Raw genomic sequence first — 16221 nt, 5'->3', positions numbered from 1 at the left:
TTAAGTAGCAGGTAAAACTTTCGTTTTCACTTCACCGAAGCCTATCCGTACTCCATCTTTCTCTGCAAATCCTCTCATAATCACTGTATCTCCATCATGGATAAACTTCCGCTCGGTACCGTCGGGCATGGGCACTGGCTTGGTGCCTTTCCATGCCAGCTCTAGCATACTGCCATAGGAATCTGGTGTAGGCCCGCTGATGGTACCACTGGCATACATGTCGCCTACATTGATGTTGCAGCCGTTTACCGTATGGTGTGCCAGCTGCTGGGCGATGTTCCAGTACATGTATTTGAAATTACTCAATGAAACGCGCTTGGCGTCAGCGTTTTCAGGCTGTATCAGCACTTCCAGGTTGATGTCAAAGTTTTTGTCTCCCGAGTACTCCAAATACGGCAGCACCTTCGGGTCCTGCTTCGGACCGGGCACGCGGAAAGGATCCAGCGCATCGAGCGTTACGATCCATGGGGAAATTGAAGAAGCAAAATTTTTCGCCAGAAATGGCCCCAATGGCACGTACTCCCACTTTTGCACATCACGAGCCGACCAGTCGTTAAAAAGACTGAATCCAAAGATGTAATCTTCAGCCTCATTCACCGAAATGGAATCACCCATCTGCGTAGCCTTCCCGGTTATAAACGCCATTTCCAATTCAAAATCAAGTCTTTTGGTAGGTCCAAAAGTAGGCGCATCAGCACCTGGCTCCAGGGTCTGGCCTTTCGGTCGGCGAATGTCTACACCTGACACCACGATACTACTCGCACGCCCATGATAGCCTACTGGAATGTGCTTCCAGTTGGGAAGCAGCGCATTGTCAGGATCTCTAAACATGCTTCCCACATTAAAGGCATGCTGTTCGCTAGAGTAAAAATCCGTATAATCGCCTACTTTCACAGGCAGAAGCATTTCCACCTCAGCTTGACGATAAAAGGCCTTTTCACGTGCCTCGGGCTGATCTCTCAGCTCAGCATTGTCCGATTGAAGGAGCTCAGAAAGTCGCTCACGAACCGCTCCAGTAGTTTCCTTACCCAAGCTGATGAAGTAGTTGAGGGTTGCATGCGCAAACACATCTTTTGGGAGAGCTATCCCGGCAAAAAAGCCATACTCATGAAGGGAATGAAGGTCCACGACAAAATCACCTATTGCGGTGGCTGCTCGAGGAGAAATGGATTTGGTCTTGAAAATACCAAAAGGCAGATTCTGGATTGGGAAATCAGAACCTGCTGGTACTTCGATCCAAGACGATAATTCGGGGTTATTTGCCTTGATCATATATTGCTGCTGTTTATTTGTAGTAACAGCTGCAATGATAGATGGTTACTTTCGTTTTCTCAAAAATCGACTAGAAATTACCCTGCGCTACCAAAAAGGCTTCCAATATTCCGTTTGGCAACTCAAAGCCTGCAAAGAAAATACCTACTCCAAACACCTTGTGGCTGTCTTTCACTACAGTGAGTGCCAGGGGCAAAAAGCTCACAGACATCAAGGCATAGCTAGTGGCAAAGAGTAACAATAGTAAAGTAGTCAGAATAGCACTGCTCGAAAAGTAAAGACCAGCAACTATGGCAACGGTAGCTACAATAGCTAGCAAGATGGTCAGGTAGACCGACCGGCTCTCCGCATACTTACTGATCGGCAAAGAGAGTATGGCCACTGCCGCCAGGATGATCGAAATGATGGCATCTCCACCTACGCCAAACAACCGAAAGTTTTGCTCAGCAAACCACTCTGGAAAGAGGTTAAACATCACGGTAGTAGCCAGGCCAAGTGCCATACCCAGCACAAAGGCATAAGTGTAGTCTGATTTGGCCAGCTCCGTTTTCTTAGGCTTGTCGGTGACTATTTTGGTGTTTTTGTTCATGAGCATACCGCTCAAAAACACCGCTACACCGCCTACCACAAACGTAAGCGGGGCACCTAGAAAATCAATGATATCTACAATAACCGGCTCTACAGAGTATAGCAACCCATATACAATGGTCAATAATGCCATAGCAGTAGGCAGACGCTTCACGGGCACAAACAACTCGATGGTGGAGATAGCAGGACTGGTGAACAAAGCCATGGAAAACAACCACAGTGTGATAAGGCCTGGCAGTATCCATCGAAAAATAGGTCCGGGCTCTGTAAATAAGGTAAAGGCTGTAGCCATAAAAATCATGGCTGCAAAGCTGACTCCTGCCGAGATGATCGGAAGACGTTTGCCTGCCTTTTTGCGAAAGCGGTCACCCAGCCTCCCTGCTATAGGAGGCGTAATCACCATTATTATCCCCTGAGTCACAAATAAAAACAGGGTAAGGTCAGTAAAGTTGTATGCCTCTAAAAGCTTTGGCTGGTAGTTGTAATACGCGATCCAGCCGATGATGACCGAGGCATAAAGCAGCGTAAGGCTTAAAAGTTGTTTCCAAAGTACCTGGCTGGTGCTACCAGCACTTGCTGGAGCTGTAATTGCTGTTGATTGAGAATTCATAATTTCAAAAAGTTGATGATCGAACTAATACAAGTACGTACACAGGTTTCCCTTTGGATTTAATATCCGAAAATTTTCTTTAAGACCAATCACATGCACATTGGCTTCAAAAAACTACCTTTGCTGCCCACTAATCAATATACGGAGTAAAATCTCATTATTTCAATGGAGCTTTCTACTAAATACGACCCGGCACAAACGGAGGATAAATGGTATCAACACTGGATGGACAAGGGACTTTTCAAAGCAAAAGTCAATCCTGATAAGGAGCCTTACTCGATCGTCATCCCCCCTCCAAACGTCACCGGAGTACTCCACATGGGTCACATGCTCAACAACACCATACAGGACGTACTCATCCGTAAAGCACGTATGGAAGGCAAAGAGGCATGCTGGGTACCGGGCACGGATCACGCGTCTATTGCTACAGAAGCCAAAGTAGTGGCCATGCTCCGCGAAAGAGGCATCAAAAAAAGTAACCTCTCCCGTGACGAATTCCTAAAATACGCCTGGGAGTGGAAAGAAAAATATGGCGGCATCATCCTGGAACAGCTCAAAAAGCTGGGTGCTTCGTGCGACTGGGACCGTACGGCCTTTACCATGGATGACAACTACTACAATGGGGTCATCAAGGTGTTTATCGACCTGTACAAAAAAGGCTACATCTACCGTGGCCTGCGCATGATCAACTGGGACTGTGAAGCCAAAACAGCACTCTCTAATGAAGAGGTGATCTATAAGGAGGGTGGAGAAATGGCCAAACTCTACCACGTAAAATACCAGATCAAAGACAGTGATGAGTTTGTGACCATCGCTACGGTGCGTCCGGAAACAATCCTTGGAGATTCGGCCATTGCCGTAAACCCGAACGACGAACGCCATGCACACCTGATCGGCAAAAAAGCCATCGTGCCTTTCGTAAACCGTGAGATCCCGATCATTGGGGATACTTATGTAGAGCTAGACTTTGGTACGGGCTGTCTTAAGGTAACTCCTGCACACGACCCCAATGACTATGAAATAGGCCAACGCCACAACCTGGAGGTGATCGACACCATCAACCTGGACGGCACCCTCAATGAAAACTGCGGCATAGACAAGTATGTTTGTATGGACCGATTTGCTGTACGTAAGCAAATCGTAAAAGACCTGAAAGCTGCCGATATTCTGGTAAAAGAAGAGGAATTTGAAACCCGCATCGGTAGATCAGAACGAACCAATACCGTAGTAGAGCCAAAGCTCTCGCTGCAGTGGTTCATCAAAATGAAAGAAATCAGCCGCACTGCACACCAGGTGGTGATGGAAGACGAGATTTTACTACACCCTCCAAAGTTTAAAAACACGTACAACCACTGGATGGAAAACGTGCGCGACTGGTGTATCTCACGTCAGCTCTGGTGGGGCCAACGCATACCAGCCTACTACTACGGTGAAGGTGATGACGACTATGTGGTGGCTGCCAGCGCAGAAGAAGCCCTCACCCTGGCTCAAGAAAAGTCTGGCAACAGCGCCCTGACTGCCGCAGACCTCAAGCAAGACGAAGACGTGCTCGACACATGGGCATCTTCGTGGTTGTTTCCACTTGCGGTATTTGATGGCTTTGATGACGAGCACTTTGATGCGGAAAATGGCAAGATCAAAGAAGGCTCCAACCCCGCGTTGGACTACTTCTACCCTACGGATACGCTCGTAACAGCACCGGAGATATTGTTTTTCTGGGTCGCACGTATGATCATAGCCGGATACGAATACAAAGGCGACAAACCGTTTAAAAACGTATACCTAACCGGTATCGTGCGCGACAAGCAGCGCCGCAAGATGTCCAAATCACTGGGCAACTCGCCAGATCCACTGGACCTGATCGCGCAGTACGGGGCTGACGGTGTGCGTACGGGAATGCTCTTTTCGTCACCTGCGGGCAACGACCTGCTTTTTGATGAAAAACTTGTGGAGCAAGGCCGAAACTTTGCCAATAAAATCTGGAATGCCTTCCGTCTGGTAAAAGGCTGGAAAACGGAAGCTACGGAGACCAGTGCCGAAAACAAGCTCGCTGTAGAGTGGTTCGAGAGCCGTTTTCAGGAGGCCAAAGCCGAACTGGAAGATCACTTTAGCAAATACCGACTGTCTGATGCACTCATGACCGTGTACAAGCTTGTGTGGAATGACTTCTGCAGCTGGTATCTGGAGTGGATCAAGCCGGGTTTTGAGCAACCTATCGATCAGGCTACTTATGACAAGACCATCGGGTTTTACGAGCAGGTAGTAAAGCTTCTGCATCCCTTCATGCCGTTTATCACGGAGGAAATCTGGCACGGTATAGCCGAGCGCAATGCAGGCGATGACCTCATAGTGGCCAGCTGGCCAGAAGCAAAGCCATTCGACAAGGAAGTGCTGAGCGCTGCAGAGCTGCTGTTTGAAATCACGTCAAACATCCGAAATCTGCGCAATAGCAAAGGGCTTTCGCCAAAAGAAGCGCTGGAGCTCACCATCAAAACGGACCAAAAGGAGCTGGTGGAGAAAATCGCTACTTCCATTCAGAAAATGGCCAACGTGTCGGCAGTAAACTTCACTGATACCAAGCCCGAAAACTGCTTTAGCTTTGTGATCCAGAGCCATGAGCTGTTTGTGCCCGTATCTGAGGAGATCGACGTAGAAGCCGAAAAGAAAAAGCTCACCGAAGAGCTGGAATACACCAAAGGCTTCTTAAAATCGGTAGCCAAAAAGCTCAGCAACGAGCGCTTCGTCAACAATGCTCCCGAGAAAGTAGTGGAGATGGAAAAGAAAAAGCAAGCCGACGCAGAAGCCAAGATTGCTTCACTAGAAGCGAGCCTGGCAGCTTTGGGATAAGCACTGAGGATAGATAAAATTAAAAAAAGCACTGGCAAACCTTTTGGGAGTCAGTGCTTTTTTGTTTTAGGGGAGGGCATCAGTATATCAGACCTTCGTTGTTTTGGTCATGTTGAGTCTTGGGGGGGCGCCTAGCCTCGAAGCATAGGACAAAACCATGCGGTCAAACTTGTACCAAAGATGTTGTCACCGGCAGCTGTCTCCTCTCCCACGTTGGTCACAAGACCAACAAGGGCAAGCTGTAAACCTTGGAGGTTTTGAAAACCTCCAAGGTTTTAATTTTTAAACGATCGATGCTTGATTAAATGGTATTCGAGGCAGTTCAGGACAAAATCGATAGTAATTACAGTATTCCGTTATTTCGCTGTTACTTCGATTGAGAGATCCAAGGCGTTTGCAACTAAAGCTAGGTTCGAAATTCGGATATCTTCACCATTCTCAATTCTGGAAATGTAAGGCCTTTGCTTCCCAATTCGTTCTGCAAGTTCACTCTGACTTAGTTTGAGTTCCTTCCTTCTGTTCTTAATGATCTCACCAAAATAATATGAAAACGCTTCCTCTCTGAATTGTTGGCGTTGTTCAGTCCCTCGTTCACCATAGCGATCGTTCAATAGCTCCTTCGCGCTTTTAGCTTTCATAGTCACTCATTTTCATTCAAATACTCTTCAAGAATTCGTTCGGCCCTTTTTATTGCCTTGACATAGTCCTTGTTTGACTTTTTAAGGAAACCGTTAACCTATCTAAGACTAGAGTCCCAGACCATCAGACTACAAGAGCCCTTAGCTATTCGTATGCATTATATTTCTAAGTATTTCGGATAGTTTTCGAGGCATTGTCAACATCGGCCAATGACCTCCTTCTATTTTATGAAAATCAATCTGAGGAAAATTAGGATTATTTTTCACACTAGCTGAAAGGTTCCCGCCTATATAAAATGAAGCAATACTTTGGAGGTTTTTGCCTACCAATTCAGCCTTATCTGTGACGGTTTTTCCAGGATGACCTACCATATTATTGGTTAGGTAATCTATATGCTTCTCTGTAAGAAATGGTTGAGATGACAATTCATCACTTGTGGGAGGTAACCAAAAACCACCATTTTCTTCTATTTCAGTCGTTTCCTCTACAATGTCTAATCCTGCTATTTCAAGTAGTGATTTTCCATCTTCGGGCAGAAAAGCTTCTATAAAAACCAGCCCAATTACTTTTTCAGGAACTTGATCAGCCACCATTGATGCTACCAATCCAGAATAACTATGTCCAACTAAGTAGTTTTGCTTGTGATCTTGAGAGTCAAGAAACGCAACAACAGAATCCACATGTCCCTTTAAATCAACCCCTTTTGAATGATCCTTCTTTTTCAATCCATCCAGAGTTAGCGCATTCGACTCAATGCCTAATTTTTCTAATTCTGTTTCAAGAGGTTCCCAAATAGTTTTATCAGACCAGGCTCCTGGTATAAGTATTAGCTTATTACTGTTCATGGAAATACTTTAACTGCTCGTAATACCGAAAATAATACACATAAATGCCCCTAATGGACTTGTACCTTTTACTAATCTAACAGATTGAGCAGCCCCAACAAACCATTTTTCGCAAAATATCTATGAATTAGCAGCTGTAAAGCCTATAATACACCCCTCCTGAGTCCGCTCTGCTCGTGATCGTTAAAATTGTTAGGGGCACCACGCTACCCCCTGCCGCTGTAGGTGTTATCACCTGCAGCTCTCTCCACTCCCTCGTTGATCATAAGACCAACAAGGGCCCGCTGTAAACCTTGGAGGTTTTGAAAACCTCCAAGGTTTTAGCTCACTCAAAAAACGCATCACCACCCCTGGGCAGTCCATGCCCACACGGGGGAATGCACCATCCAGCCAATAAAACGCATCTTCTTCTGAGGGGAACGCATGCCGCCAGCGAAAAACGCATCACCTCCCTAGGGGAACGCACGATCTGTCTTGGGGAATCCATGCCGGCGAAGGGGAACGCACCACCATCACGGAAAAACGCATCACCCAGCCGGGGGAGCCCATAAACACGCAGAAAAACGCATCACCCGTCCGAGGGAGCTCACAAAGACGCAAATAAACGCATGCAACGCTTTGCAAGAACAATACAAAAACAGTCAACGTTGTACTTTAAACCATCTATAGGAAAACATCACCGGTTACCGCAATCAAAAGTTGGATGGAAATCGTTATTTTGTATTAAAGTAGTACTTATGCTGATCAGAGAGAAAATACAAAAAGAGATCAATGAAATCCCAGACAGGTTATTAGCCGACCTCTATCAGTACATGAAATTCTTGAAGTTTAAACAAAAGCAGCAGGAACGCATAGCAACTACCTATGCCAGCGAACAGGTACTGTCAAAAGATTGGAACACCCCAGAAGAAGATGAGGCATGGGCGAACTTGTAAGTTTTTAAATCAAGAAAGCGACACCCAACAACCTCTAAAACCGGGCCGCCATCAGCAAGTTGAGGTCCTTATAGCCCAGATTGTACTTTCGGGCCAGGTGGATGTTGCACACACTCCCTCTATAGGTATACACCCCGCGCATAAACCACGGATGATTAAAGATCATCTCATCGATACCTCCAGCATCCGCCACATGCAGGAGTATGGGAGTAAATATGTTGGATATGGCTATAGAAGCCGTGCGCGCCACACGAGAAGCTATATTGGGCACGCAGTAGTGCACTACACCATGCCGTGTAAATGTAGGCTTGTTGTGGCTGGTCATCTCACTGGTAGCTATACAGCCGCCCTGATCTATCGTCACGTCTATGATCACTGATCCTGGCTTCATCTGACTCACCATTTCCTCGGTGATGACACACTTGTTTCTACCCTTTTCTGCTCGTATTGCTCCGATCACTACATCGGCATTCGCCAAAGCGTGCGAAAGCGTGGCATTGTCTATGGTAGAAGTATGGATCTGCTGCCCCAGGGCATGCTTGATGCGGCGCAGCTTGTAGATGTGATTGTCAAAGATACGGATGTCTACGCCCAGTCCTATAGACGCTCGCGCAGCATACTCCGCCACGGTACCTGCACCCACTATCACCACCTGAGTAGGTGGCACTCCGGTAATACCGCCAAGGATCACCCCTTGTCCGCCACTGGTATTGCTCAGCAGCTCAGCAGCTATGAGCATCACCGTACTCCCGGCTATTTCGCTCATGGCCCGCACCAGTGGCAAGCCCCCTACTTTGTCTTCGATAAACTCATAGCCGATGGCCGTAATTTTCTTCTTATTGAGGGCATGGATAAAATCTACCGACTGCCGGCCAGACTGAAAAGCCGAAATGATCGTAGCCCCCTCATTGAGCAGGTCGATTTCCTTCATGGTGGGTGGCTCCACCTTCAGTACGATATTGGCCTGAAAAACCTCCTTGCGCGCTTCTACTATTTTGGCACCAGCCTCGCTATACTCGTTATCTGTATAGTTGGCAGACTTGCCAGCACCAGCTTCTACCCATACCTCATGGCCATTGCTGGTGAGTACCTCTACAGACTCCGGTTTTAGCGATACCCTGCTCTCCTGCAAAGACACCTCGCGAGGCACTCCTATAAACAAAGCACGCGACTGCTTTTGCACTTTGGCGGGAGCCTCCTGTGTATATAATCGCTGCTCACGGGCCAGCTCTGCAAATCCTGATTTCATTTTATCCGCCATGCGAAAGGATGGTTATTTCACGTTGGTTCGCTCCCACTAATTTAATATTTATTTCAAGGTGAGACTCTGGAATCAGCTCCTTTATCATCTCAGGCCACTCTATCAGACACACATCTCCCGAGTAGAAGTACTCATCCGCCCCAATATCCAACGCCTCCTGTAGCTTCTCCACCCGATAAAAATCGAAATGATAGATGGGCGCATCTTCCGCATCGCGGTATTCATTGACTATCGAAAACGTGGGAGAACTCATCGCATCTTGCACACCCAGCTGCTCGCATATCACTTTGATCAGTGTGGTTTTGCCGGCTCCCATCTCACCATGGAAGCATACGATAGGTTGGCGCTGTATCAGTGGCAATAGCTCGCGGGCTACATCTGCCAGCTCAGACTCGTAAGCAATCGTTAGTGTTTTCATTTCGGACTTAGCTCCACCAATGGCACGATCACCTCTTCCATACTCACTCCCCCATGCTGGAAAGTATCCCTGTAGAAGTTCACGTAGTGGTTAAAATTGTTTGGATACGCAAAGAAAAAGTCTTCCCGTGCAAAAGCAAAGCTCGTGCTCACATTCACTTTAGGAAGGCGTAGTTCTTCAGGGTTTCGTGTAAAAAACACATCGCCCTCATCGAAAGCCAGGTTTTTGCCTGCTTTGTAGCGCAGGTTGGTGTTGGTATTTCTATCGCCTATGATCTTGCAGGGCTTCTTCACCCTTATCGTGCCATGATCGGTAGTCACCACCACTTTCACGTCTTGTTCGCTGAGAAACTTCAGCAGGTCATACAGCGATGAGTGGTTAAACCAAGACCGGGTGAGTGAGCGGTAGGCCGACTCGTCTGGCGCCAGCTCGCGGATCATCTGCATGTCGGTGCGTGCATGGCTCAGCATGTCCACAAAGTTGAATACGATCGCATTGAGCTGATTCTTCAGCAGGTTTTTGGCTCCATCCACCAGATTCTTTCCATCCTGCATCTTTACTATTTTGTGGTAGCTGTACTTTACATCCAGTCGCTCTTTCTTTAGGTTTTCACCCAAAAGCTTCGACTCATGCAGGTTTTTGCCCTCTTCCACATCCTCACCTACCCATAGCTTCGGGTGATTTTTGGAAATATCCAAAGGCATCATACCCGCAAACAGTGCATTTCTGGCATAAGCCGTAGTAGTCGGCAATATGGAGTAATAATATTCCTTGTTAGACACATCAAAGAGCTCCGCTATTTCGGGCTGCAAGATTTCCCATTGGTCATACCTCAGGTTGTCGATCACAATCAAAAACACCGGCTTTTCTTGCTTTAGGAGCGGAAAGACTTTCTTTTTCAGCACCTGATGCGACATCAGCGGGCGGTCCACGTCCGGATCCGTGATCCAGTCTTTATAGTTTTCTTCCAAAAAATCCGAAAAACGCTGATTGGCCTCAGAGCGCTGATTGTTGAGCACTTCCAGCATGCTCTTATCATCGGTATCGTCTATTTCCAGGTCCCAGTAAACCAGCTTGCGATAGAGCTCTGCCCACCCCTCAAAATCTTCCAAATCCTGCACGTCCATGCTCAGCTTCTGAAACTCCTGCAAGTAGCCCTGATTGGTATGCTCCGAGACAATGCGCTTGTTGTCCAAAATTTTCTTTACCGACAGCAAAATCTGGTTAGGATTGAGGGGCTTGATCAAATAATCTGCGATCTTCGCGCCAATGGCCTCTTCCATGATGTGCTCCTCCTCACTTTTGGTGATCATCACCACGGGTAAGTTGGGATGGGTAGACTTGATGTAGTTGAGCGTCTCCAGGCCGGTCATGCCGGGCATATTTTCATCTAAAAATACGATATCGAACGTTTGATGATCGATTTCTTCCAGTGCATCCGCACCACTGTTTACGGGTGTCACCTCAAAGCCCTTGTTACTCAAAAAAAGTATGTGTGGCTTGAGAAGGTCTATTTCATCATCAGCCCATAAAATTCTATATTTCTGCATTCAGCTATTTTTGGCGTTCGAAAAACAAATATTAAACCGTTTTTGCTTTGAATAAAAAGAAAATACTCAATGATCCTGTTTACGGATTCATCAATATACCCAACGAATTGGTATTTGATATTATTGAGCATTCATATTTTCAAAGGCTGCGCAGGATCAAGCAGCTCGGCCTTACCGATCTGGTGTATCCCGGCGCACTGCATACACGGTTTCACCATGCTATAGGTGCTACGTATCTGATGCAAAAAACGTTGGATACACTGCGCACCAAAGGTGTGATGATCTTCGATGCAGAGTATGAAGCAGCACTCATAGCCATCCTCCTGCACGACGTGGGCCATGGTCCTTTTTCTCACACACTGGAGTTTAGCCTGTTTCAGGATGTACAGCACGAGCAGATTTCCCTGTGGATATTTGACAAGCTCAACAAAGAATTTGGCGGCCGCCTGGAGATGGCCAAGCAGATATTTACCGGCACCTATCACCGCAAGTTTTTGCATCAGCTCGTATCCAGCCAACTGGATGTAGACCGGCTGGATTACCTGAAGCGTGATAGCTTTTTCACGGGCGTATACGAAGGCACCATCGGCGCAGAGCGCATCATCAAAATGATCAATGTGGAAAACGATCAGCTGGTAGTAGAGGAAAAAGGAATCTACAGCATAGAAAATTTTCTCAGTGCGAGAAGGCTCATGTACTGGCAGGTCTACCTGCACAAAACCTCTGTAGCAGCAGAAGCCATGCTCATCTCCCTGATCAAGCGCGCAAAAAAGCTGACGCAAAAAGGCAAAGATGTGCCAGCCACTCCTGCCTTTCGCATCTTTCTGGAGCGCGACATTAGCCGTCAGGAGTTTTTTGATGACAAAGACCTGCTAGACATCTTCACCATGCTAGACGACACAGACATCTGGGGGTGCATCAAGATGTGGCAGTCTCACGATGATGTGGTACTGGCGCGGCTCAGTCATGCCCTGCTCAACCGCCGACTGTGGGCCATCAAGCTTTCCAACGAAAAGTTCCCTTCGGAGCTCACCGACTCACTACAGCAGCAGCTTCAGGAGGAAGGCCTTACTCAGGCCGAAACGAAGCATTTCATACAGAAAGGAAGCATCAGCAACTCCGCATACATTGCCAGGGGTGGCAGTATCAATATATTGATGAAAACCGGTGAAGTAGTAGACGTAGCACAGGCTACTGACCTTCCAAACATCAAAGCGATGAGCAAAATCGTGAAAAAATACTACCTCTGCTATCCGAAAAACCTCACACTACCAGAACTCCCACAGGAAGAGTCTCCCGTATGATGACACTCGGTCAAATAGCACAACTGTTGGACGGACATTGCGCTGGCAATGCCAAAAAAACGATTACTGGCCTGGGCAAAATAGAAGCGGCTACAAAGGACGAGCTTACGTTTTTGGCCAACCCCAAATACCTCAAATTTCTGGAGCACTCTACTGCCGGAGGCATTCTGGTAGCAAAGGATTTCCACACTGCGGACTATCCTAACCTGGACTTTATCACCGTAGATGACCCCTACCTGGCGTTTTCCACGCTTCTGGCACACTTTCAGCGTGCAGCAGGTCAGGCAAAGTCAGGCCTGGAAACACCACATTCTGTCGGTAAAAATGTGAAATGGGGCGCGGAGGTATACATTGGAGCCATGGCCTATCTGGGTGATGATGTAGCACTGGGCAATCATGTCAAAATCCACCCGCAGGCATATATTGGTGATGGCTGTGTCATAGGTGACCATAGCATCATCTACCCCGGCGCAAAGCTCTACCCCGGCACACATGTAGGTAGCTACTGCAACATACACGCCGGAGCGGTCATCGGTTCTCATGGATTTGGGTTTGCCCCACAGCCAGATGGTTCGTACCAAAACATCCCCCAGACGGGCAATGTGGTGCTCGGCAACCATGTAGACATTGGAGCCAACACCACCATCGATTGTGCTACGGTGGGGTCTACAGTCATTGCGGACGGAGTAAAAATTGACAACCTGGTTCAGGTCGCTCACAATGTCTCCATAGACATGCATACCGTGATTGCCGCCCAAACGGGCATTTCAGGCTCAGCCAAAGTAGGAAAATACGTGAAAATCGGTGGCCAGGTGGGCACAGTAGGCCATATCACCATTGCCGACCATACCACAGTGGGCGCACGGTCAGGCGTCACCAAAAACACCAAATCAGACCAGATCCTTTTTGGCGTACCCGCCATCGATCGCCACAACTACCTGAAGTCCTACGCCGTATACAAGAAGCTCCCAGAACTCATGAGCCGAATTGAGCATCTTGAACAAAAACTCCTAAATTTGACTTCAGGCAAAACCTCCAAATGAAACTCTATCAGCAGACCATCAGCAAGCCGATCAGCATAAAGGGACATGGACTCCACACAGGGGCTCCATGTGAGCTTACGTTTGCGCCTGCCCGACCCAATCAGGGAATTCGTTTTCAGCGTATGGACCTGGAGGGGCAGCCCATTATCCCTGCGGATGTGGATTTTGTCACTGGAGTGACGCGCGGTACTACACTGGAAAAAGACGGAGCAGTGATCCACACCGTAGAGCACGTGCTTGCGGCATTGGTGGGGCTTGAGATAGACAACATCACCATAGAAGTCACAGGCGTAGAGATACCGATCATGGACGGTAGCGCTCAGCCCTTCGTGGAGGCACTCACCTCTGCAGGCATCAAAGAGCAAAATGCCCAGCGAAACTTCTATGAAATACCCGAAAGCATATTTCTGCAGGACAAAAACCTGGGGGTAGAAATAGCTGCACTCCCACTTGATGACTACCGCATCACCGTGATGGTAGACTACAACTCGCAGGTGCTGGGCAGCCAGCATGCTTCACTCAACAAGCTGCAAGATTTCGAACGAGATATAGCCAAAAGCAGGACTTTTTGCTTTTTGCACGAAATAGAAGAGCTCCACAAGCAAAACCTCATCAAAGGCGGTGACCTGAGCAATGCCGTAGTAGTGGTAGACCGCAAAGTGGAACCATCTGAGGTAGCAGAGCTATGTAAAATGCTCGGCAAGGAGCACATCGAGCACTTTGAGGAAGGGATTCTCAACAAAGAACAACTCCACTATAGCAACGAACCTGCACGTCATAAACTCATGGACGTAATGGGTGACCTGGCTCTGGTAGGCCGCCCCATTAAAGCACAGATTCTCGCTGCCCGCCCAGGCCACAGCACCAACATCGCTTTTGCTCGCAAGCTTAAAAAAATAATGGCCGGTGAAAGCCACTCCAATATCCCGCAGTATGACCCCAAGGTGCCCGCGGTATTGGACATCAACAAAATCACCAAACTGCTGCCTCACCGGTATCCTTTTTTGCTCATCGATAAGATCTTCCACCTGGACGATCAGCAAGTTGCTGGCATCAAAAACGTCACGATGAACGAGCCCTTTTTCGCAGGCCATTTCCCTGGCAACCCCGTAATGCCGGGCGTATTGCAAGTGGAAGCCATGGCGCAAATCGGCGGTATCCTCGTGCTCAATACTGTGCCTGACCCAGAAAACTACTGGACCTACTTCCTGGGGATCGAAAATTTCAAGTTTAGAAAGATGGTAGTACCCGGCGATACGCTAGTGATGAAACTGGAACTTATGCAGCCGATCCGCAGGGGATTTGCTAAAATGAAAGGTGCAGCTTACGTCGGTAACAACCTGGTTTGTGAAGGCATCATGACCGCCAGCATCGTACGAAAAGATTTATGATTCACGAAGCACACGTCAGCACACAGGCACACATAGGCCAAAATGTGACCATAGGCCCATTTAGCTACATAGCCGATGACGTTACCATTGGTGACAACACCTGGATCGGCCCAAACGTCACCATCATGGATGGCGCACGCATAGGTGAGCGTTGCAGGATTTTTCCCGGAGCGGTGATTGCTGCAGAGCCACAGGATTTGAAATACCGAGGTGAAGAAACCACCGTGACCATCGGCAATGATACCACCATTCGCGAATGCGTCACTGTAAATAAAGGCACTGCACTGGATCGTGGCAATACTGCGGTGGGTGCTCACTGCGTACTTATGGCGTATACCCACATAGCTCACGATTGTGTGATCAGTGATCATGTCATCCTGGCCAATAGTGTGCAGATGGCTGGGCACGTTCATCTGGGCAAACATGCTTTCGTGGGAGGCACCACAGCCATTCATCAGTTTGTAAAAATAGGTGCACATACCATGATATCAGGCGGGTCGCTGGTGCGCAAAGACGTACCTCCATATATCACAGCTGCACGTGACCCTTTGGCGTATGCTGGTGTAAACTCCACCGGGCTTCGCAGACGAGGCTTTAGCAATGAGAAAATCAGAGAGATACAGGACATCTTCCGGATTTTTTACCTGAGTGGCCTCAACAACACCGAAGCCCTGGACAAGATCAAACTAGAGCAACCTCCTACTCCTGAGCGAGACGACATTATCAAATTCATCGAAGATTCCAGCCGCGGCCTGGTGCGTGGAAACGAACGATTATTATGACTATTACACTTGAGGATATCGGTAAGAAATACCACCGAAACTGGATATTTAGAAAATTGAATGCCGAGCTAAAAGCAGGTGAAATTGTAGCCCTCACAGGGCACAACGGCTCAGGTAAGTCTACCCTGTTGAAAATCCTCAGCGGGTACCTTACACCTTCAGAAGGTGCCATACATTTTGGTGATAAAACAGAGCATCCTCAGCTGAGCTTTGGGTTTGCGGCTCCATATCAAAACCTCATCGAAGAGTTTACACTGGCAGAGCACTTAAAATTTCATGCAGGTTTTAAAAACCCACTGATTGGTATACCTGAGATGATGGAGGCCGCACAGCTTTCACCCGCACACGACAAACCCATTCGCGAATTTTCGTCAGGTATGAAACAGCGGGTAAAACTTGCATTGGCATTTTTCTATGAAGGCAGCGCGGTGTTTTTGGATGAGCCCACCTCCAATCTGGACGAAAGTGGAGTGAAATGGTACCACCAGTTACTGGCAGACTGGCAGCAAAACCGAAGCCTGATCATCGCTTCCAACCAACCTGATGAGTACCGACTAGCATCCCAAAAAATTTTCATTGAAAACTACAAACCCATATACTAAAGCTATTCTACTCCCGTTACCAATACATTAAATCATACTTAAAACCATACTTACTCATTACATAAGCAAATTCTTTCTAGATAAAATGCAAGGAAAAGCTTAATTTTGAATAGTTTGCACGTGTAATACAAATT

General features: G+C 47.6%; 14 protein-coding genes. 7 read left to right on the top strand and 7 right to left on the bottom strand.

Annotated features, from left to right (window positions below; all coding sequences use genetic code 11):
- Both fahA and C7460_RS06745 read right to left on the bottom strand, forming a co-directional pair.
- Window positions 1-1272, bottom strand: coding sequence for a fumarylacetoacetase (fahA, locus tag C7460_RS06750; protein ID WP_115867324.1), 1272 nt, complete (start codon window positions 1270-1272; stop codon window positions 1-3).
- A 70-nt stretch (window positions 1273-1342) separates the two neighbouring features.
- Window positions 1343-2470 (bottom strand): MFS transporter, encoded by a 1128-nt coding sequence (locus tag C7460_RS06745; RefSeq protein WP_115867323.1) that lies wholly within the window; start codon window positions 2468-2470, stop codon window positions 1343-1345.
- A gap of 165 nt (window positions 2471-2635) precedes the next feature.
- Here C7460_RS06745 and C7460_RS06740 point away from each other — a divergent pair, with 165 nt between their 5' ends.
- Window positions 2636-5317, top strand: a complete 2682-nt coding sequence (locus C7460_RS06740) for a valine--tRNA ligase (RefSeq protein ID WP_115867322.1) — start codon at window positions 2636-2638, stop codon at window positions 5315-5317.
- 356 nt (window positions 5318-5673) lie between these two features.
- On the opposite strand, the gene C7460_RS06735 is transcribed toward C7460_RS06740, so the two are convergent.
- Together C7460_RS06735 and C7460_RS06730 are read right to left on the bottom strand one after the other, a co-directional pair.
- The gene (locus C7460_RS06735; RefSeq protein WP_115867321.1) at window positions 5674-5955 is read right to left on the bottom strand and encodes a helix-turn-helix domain-containing protein; all 282 of its coding nucleotides are present in this window, start codon (window positions 5953-5955) and stop codon (window positions 5674-5676) included.
- A gap of 141 nt (window positions 5956-6096) precedes the next feature.
- Window positions 6097-6801, bottom strand: a complete 705-nt coding sequence (locus tag C7460_RS06730; protein WP_115867320.1) for an alpha/beta fold hydrolase — start codon at window positions 6799-6801, stop codon at window positions 6097-6099.
- A 737-nt stretch (window positions 6802-7538) separates the two neighbouring features.
- On the opposite strand from C7460_RS06730, the gene C7460_RS06725 reads away from it, so the two are divergent.
- Window positions 7539-7736: a DUF2281 domain-containing protein gene (locus C7460_RS06725; RefSeq protein WP_115867319.1), complete on the top strand. Its 198-nt coding sequence runs from the start codon at window positions 7539-7541 to the stop codon at window positions 7734-7736.
- Window positions 7737-7770: 34 nt separating this feature from the next.
- On the opposite strand, the gene C7460_RS06720 is transcribed toward C7460_RS06725, so the two are convergent.
- The 3 genes from C7460_RS06720 to porX are packed head-to-tail and all read right to left on the bottom strand — an operon-like array spanning window position 7771 to window position 10965.
- Entirely contained in the window at window positions 7771-8997 is a 1227-nt protein-coding gene (locus C7460_RS06720) for an alanine dehydrogenase (protein ID WP_245986210.1), read from the bottom strand.
- Window positions 8987-9415 (bottom strand): tRNA (adenosine(37)-N6)-threonylcarbamoyltransferase complex ATPase subunit type 1 TsaE, encoded by a 429-nt coding sequence (tsaE, locus tag C7460_RS06715; RefSeq protein ID WP_115867318.1) that lies wholly within the window; start codon window positions 9413-9415, stop codon window positions 8987-8989. The genes C7460_RS06720 and tsaE overlap by 11 nt, the downstream gene beginning before the upstream one ends.
- Window positions 9412-10965, bottom strand: a complete 1554-nt coding sequence (gene porX / locus C7460_RS06710; RefSeq protein WP_115867317.1) for a T9SS response regulator signal transducer PorX — start codon at window positions 10963-10965, stop codon at window positions 9412-9414. Before porX ends, tsaE begins: the two co-directional genes overlap by 4 nt.
- A 47-nt stretch (window positions 10966-11012) precedes the next feature.
- Between porX and C7460_RS06705 the strand changes: the two genes are divergently transcribed.
- Genes C7460_RS06705 through C7460_RS06685 form a run of 5 tightly spaced genes read left to right on the top strand, consistent with a single transcriptional unit; the run spans window position 11013 to window position 16087 of the window.
- Complete coding sequence (locus tag C7460_RS06705) at window positions 11013-12269, top strand: HD domain-containing protein (protein ID WP_115867316.1); 1257 nt, start codon at window positions 11013-11015, stop codon at window positions 12267-12269.
- The gene (lpxD, locus tag C7460_RS06700) at window positions 12266-13312 is read left to right on the top strand and encodes a UDP-3-O-(3-hydroxymyristoyl)glucosamine N-acyltransferase (protein ID WP_115867315.1); all 1047 of its coding nucleotides are present in this window, start codon (window positions 12266-12268) and stop codon (window positions 13310-13312) included. The genes C7460_RS06705 and lpxD overlap by 4 nt, the downstream gene beginning before the upstream one ends.
- Window positions 13309-14703, top strand: coding sequence for a bifunctional UDP-3-O-[3-hydroxymyristoyl] N-acetylglucosamine deacetylase/3-hydroxyacyl-ACP dehydratase (locus tag C7460_RS06695; protein ID WP_115867314.1), 1395 nt, complete (start codon window positions 13309-13311; stop codon window positions 14701-14703). Before lpxD ends, C7460_RS06695 begins: the two co-directional genes overlap by 4 nt.
- On the top strand, window positions 14700-15485 hold the full coding sequence (lpxA, locus tag C7460_RS06690; RefSeq protein ID WP_115867313.1) for an acyl-ACP--UDP-N-acetylglucosamine O-acyltransferase: 786 nt from the start codon (window positions 14700-14702) through the stop codon (window positions 15483-15485). The genes C7460_RS06695 and lpxA overlap by 4 nt, the downstream gene beginning before the upstream one ends.
- The gene (locus C7460_RS06685; protein ID WP_115867312.1) at window positions 15482-16087 is read left to right on the top strand and encodes an ABC transporter ATP-binding protein; all 606 of its coding nucleotides are present in this window, start codon (window positions 15482-15484) and stop codon (window positions 16085-16087) included. Before lpxA ends, C7460_RS06685 begins: the two co-directional genes overlap by 4 nt.
- The last annotated feature ends 134 nt before the right edge of the window (window positions 16088-16221 follow it).

It is taken from the genome of Marinoscillum furvescens DSM 4134, assembly GCF_003386095.1.
Lineage (GTDB): Bacteria > Bacteroidota > Bacteroidia > Cytophagales > Cyclobacteriaceae > Marinoscillum > Marinoscillum furvescens.
Note: the sequence above shows the minus strand (reverse complement) of the source record. Positions and strands in the feature narration are given on the sequence as shown.

Bases quoted from the DNA above. Each gene is read 5' to 3' on its own strand.
- lpxD (WP_115867315.1), top strand. From the start codon at position 12,266: ATGATGACACTCGGTCAAATAGCACAACTGTTGGACGGACATTGCGCT.
- C7460_RS06730 (WP_115867320.1), bottom strand. From the start codon at position 6,801: ATGAACAGTAATAAGCTAATACTTATACCAGGAGCCTGGTCTGATAAA.
- C7460_RS06685 (WP_115867312.1), top strand. From the start codon at position 15,482: ATGACTATTACACTTGAGGATATCGGTAAGAAATACCACCGAAACTGG.
- tsaE (WP_115867318.1), bottom strand. From the start codon at position 9,415: ATGAAAACACTAACGATTGCTTACGAGTCTGAGCTGGCAGATGTAGCC.
- fahA (WP_115867324.1), bottom strand. From the start codon at position 1,272: ATGATCAAGGCAAATAACCCCGAATTATCGTCTTGGATCGAAGTACCA.
- porX (WP_115867317.1), bottom strand. From the start codon at position 10,965: ATGCAGAAATATAGAATTTTATGGGCTGATGATGAAATAGACCTTCTC.
- C7460_RS06740 (WP_115867322.1), top strand. From the start codon at position 2,636: ATGGAGCTTTCTACTAAATACGACCCGGCACAAACGGAGGATAAATGG.
- lpxA (WP_115867313.1), top strand. From the start codon at position 14,700: ATGATTCACGAAGCACACGTCAGCACACAGGCACACATAGGCCAAAAT.
- C7460_RS06735 (WP_115867321.1), bottom strand. From the start codon at position 5,955: ATGAAAGCTAAAAGCGCGAAGGAGCTATTGAACGATCGCTATGGTGAA.
- C7460_RS06720 (WP_245986210.1), bottom strand. From the start codon at position 8,997: ATGGCGGATAAAATGAAATCAGGATTTGCAGAGCTGGCCCGTGAGCAG.
- C7460_RS06725 (WP_115867319.1), top strand. From the start codon at position 7,539: ATGCTGATCAGAGAGAAAATACAAAAAGAGATCAATGAAATCCCAGAC.
- C7460_RS06745 (WP_115867323.1), bottom strand. From the start codon at position 2,470: ATGAATTCTCAATCAACAGCAATTACAGCTCCAGCAAGTGCTGGTAGC.
- C7460_RS06695 (WP_115867314.1), top strand. From the start codon at position 13,309: ATGAAACTCTATCAGCAGACCATCAGCAAGCCGATCAGCATAAAGGGA.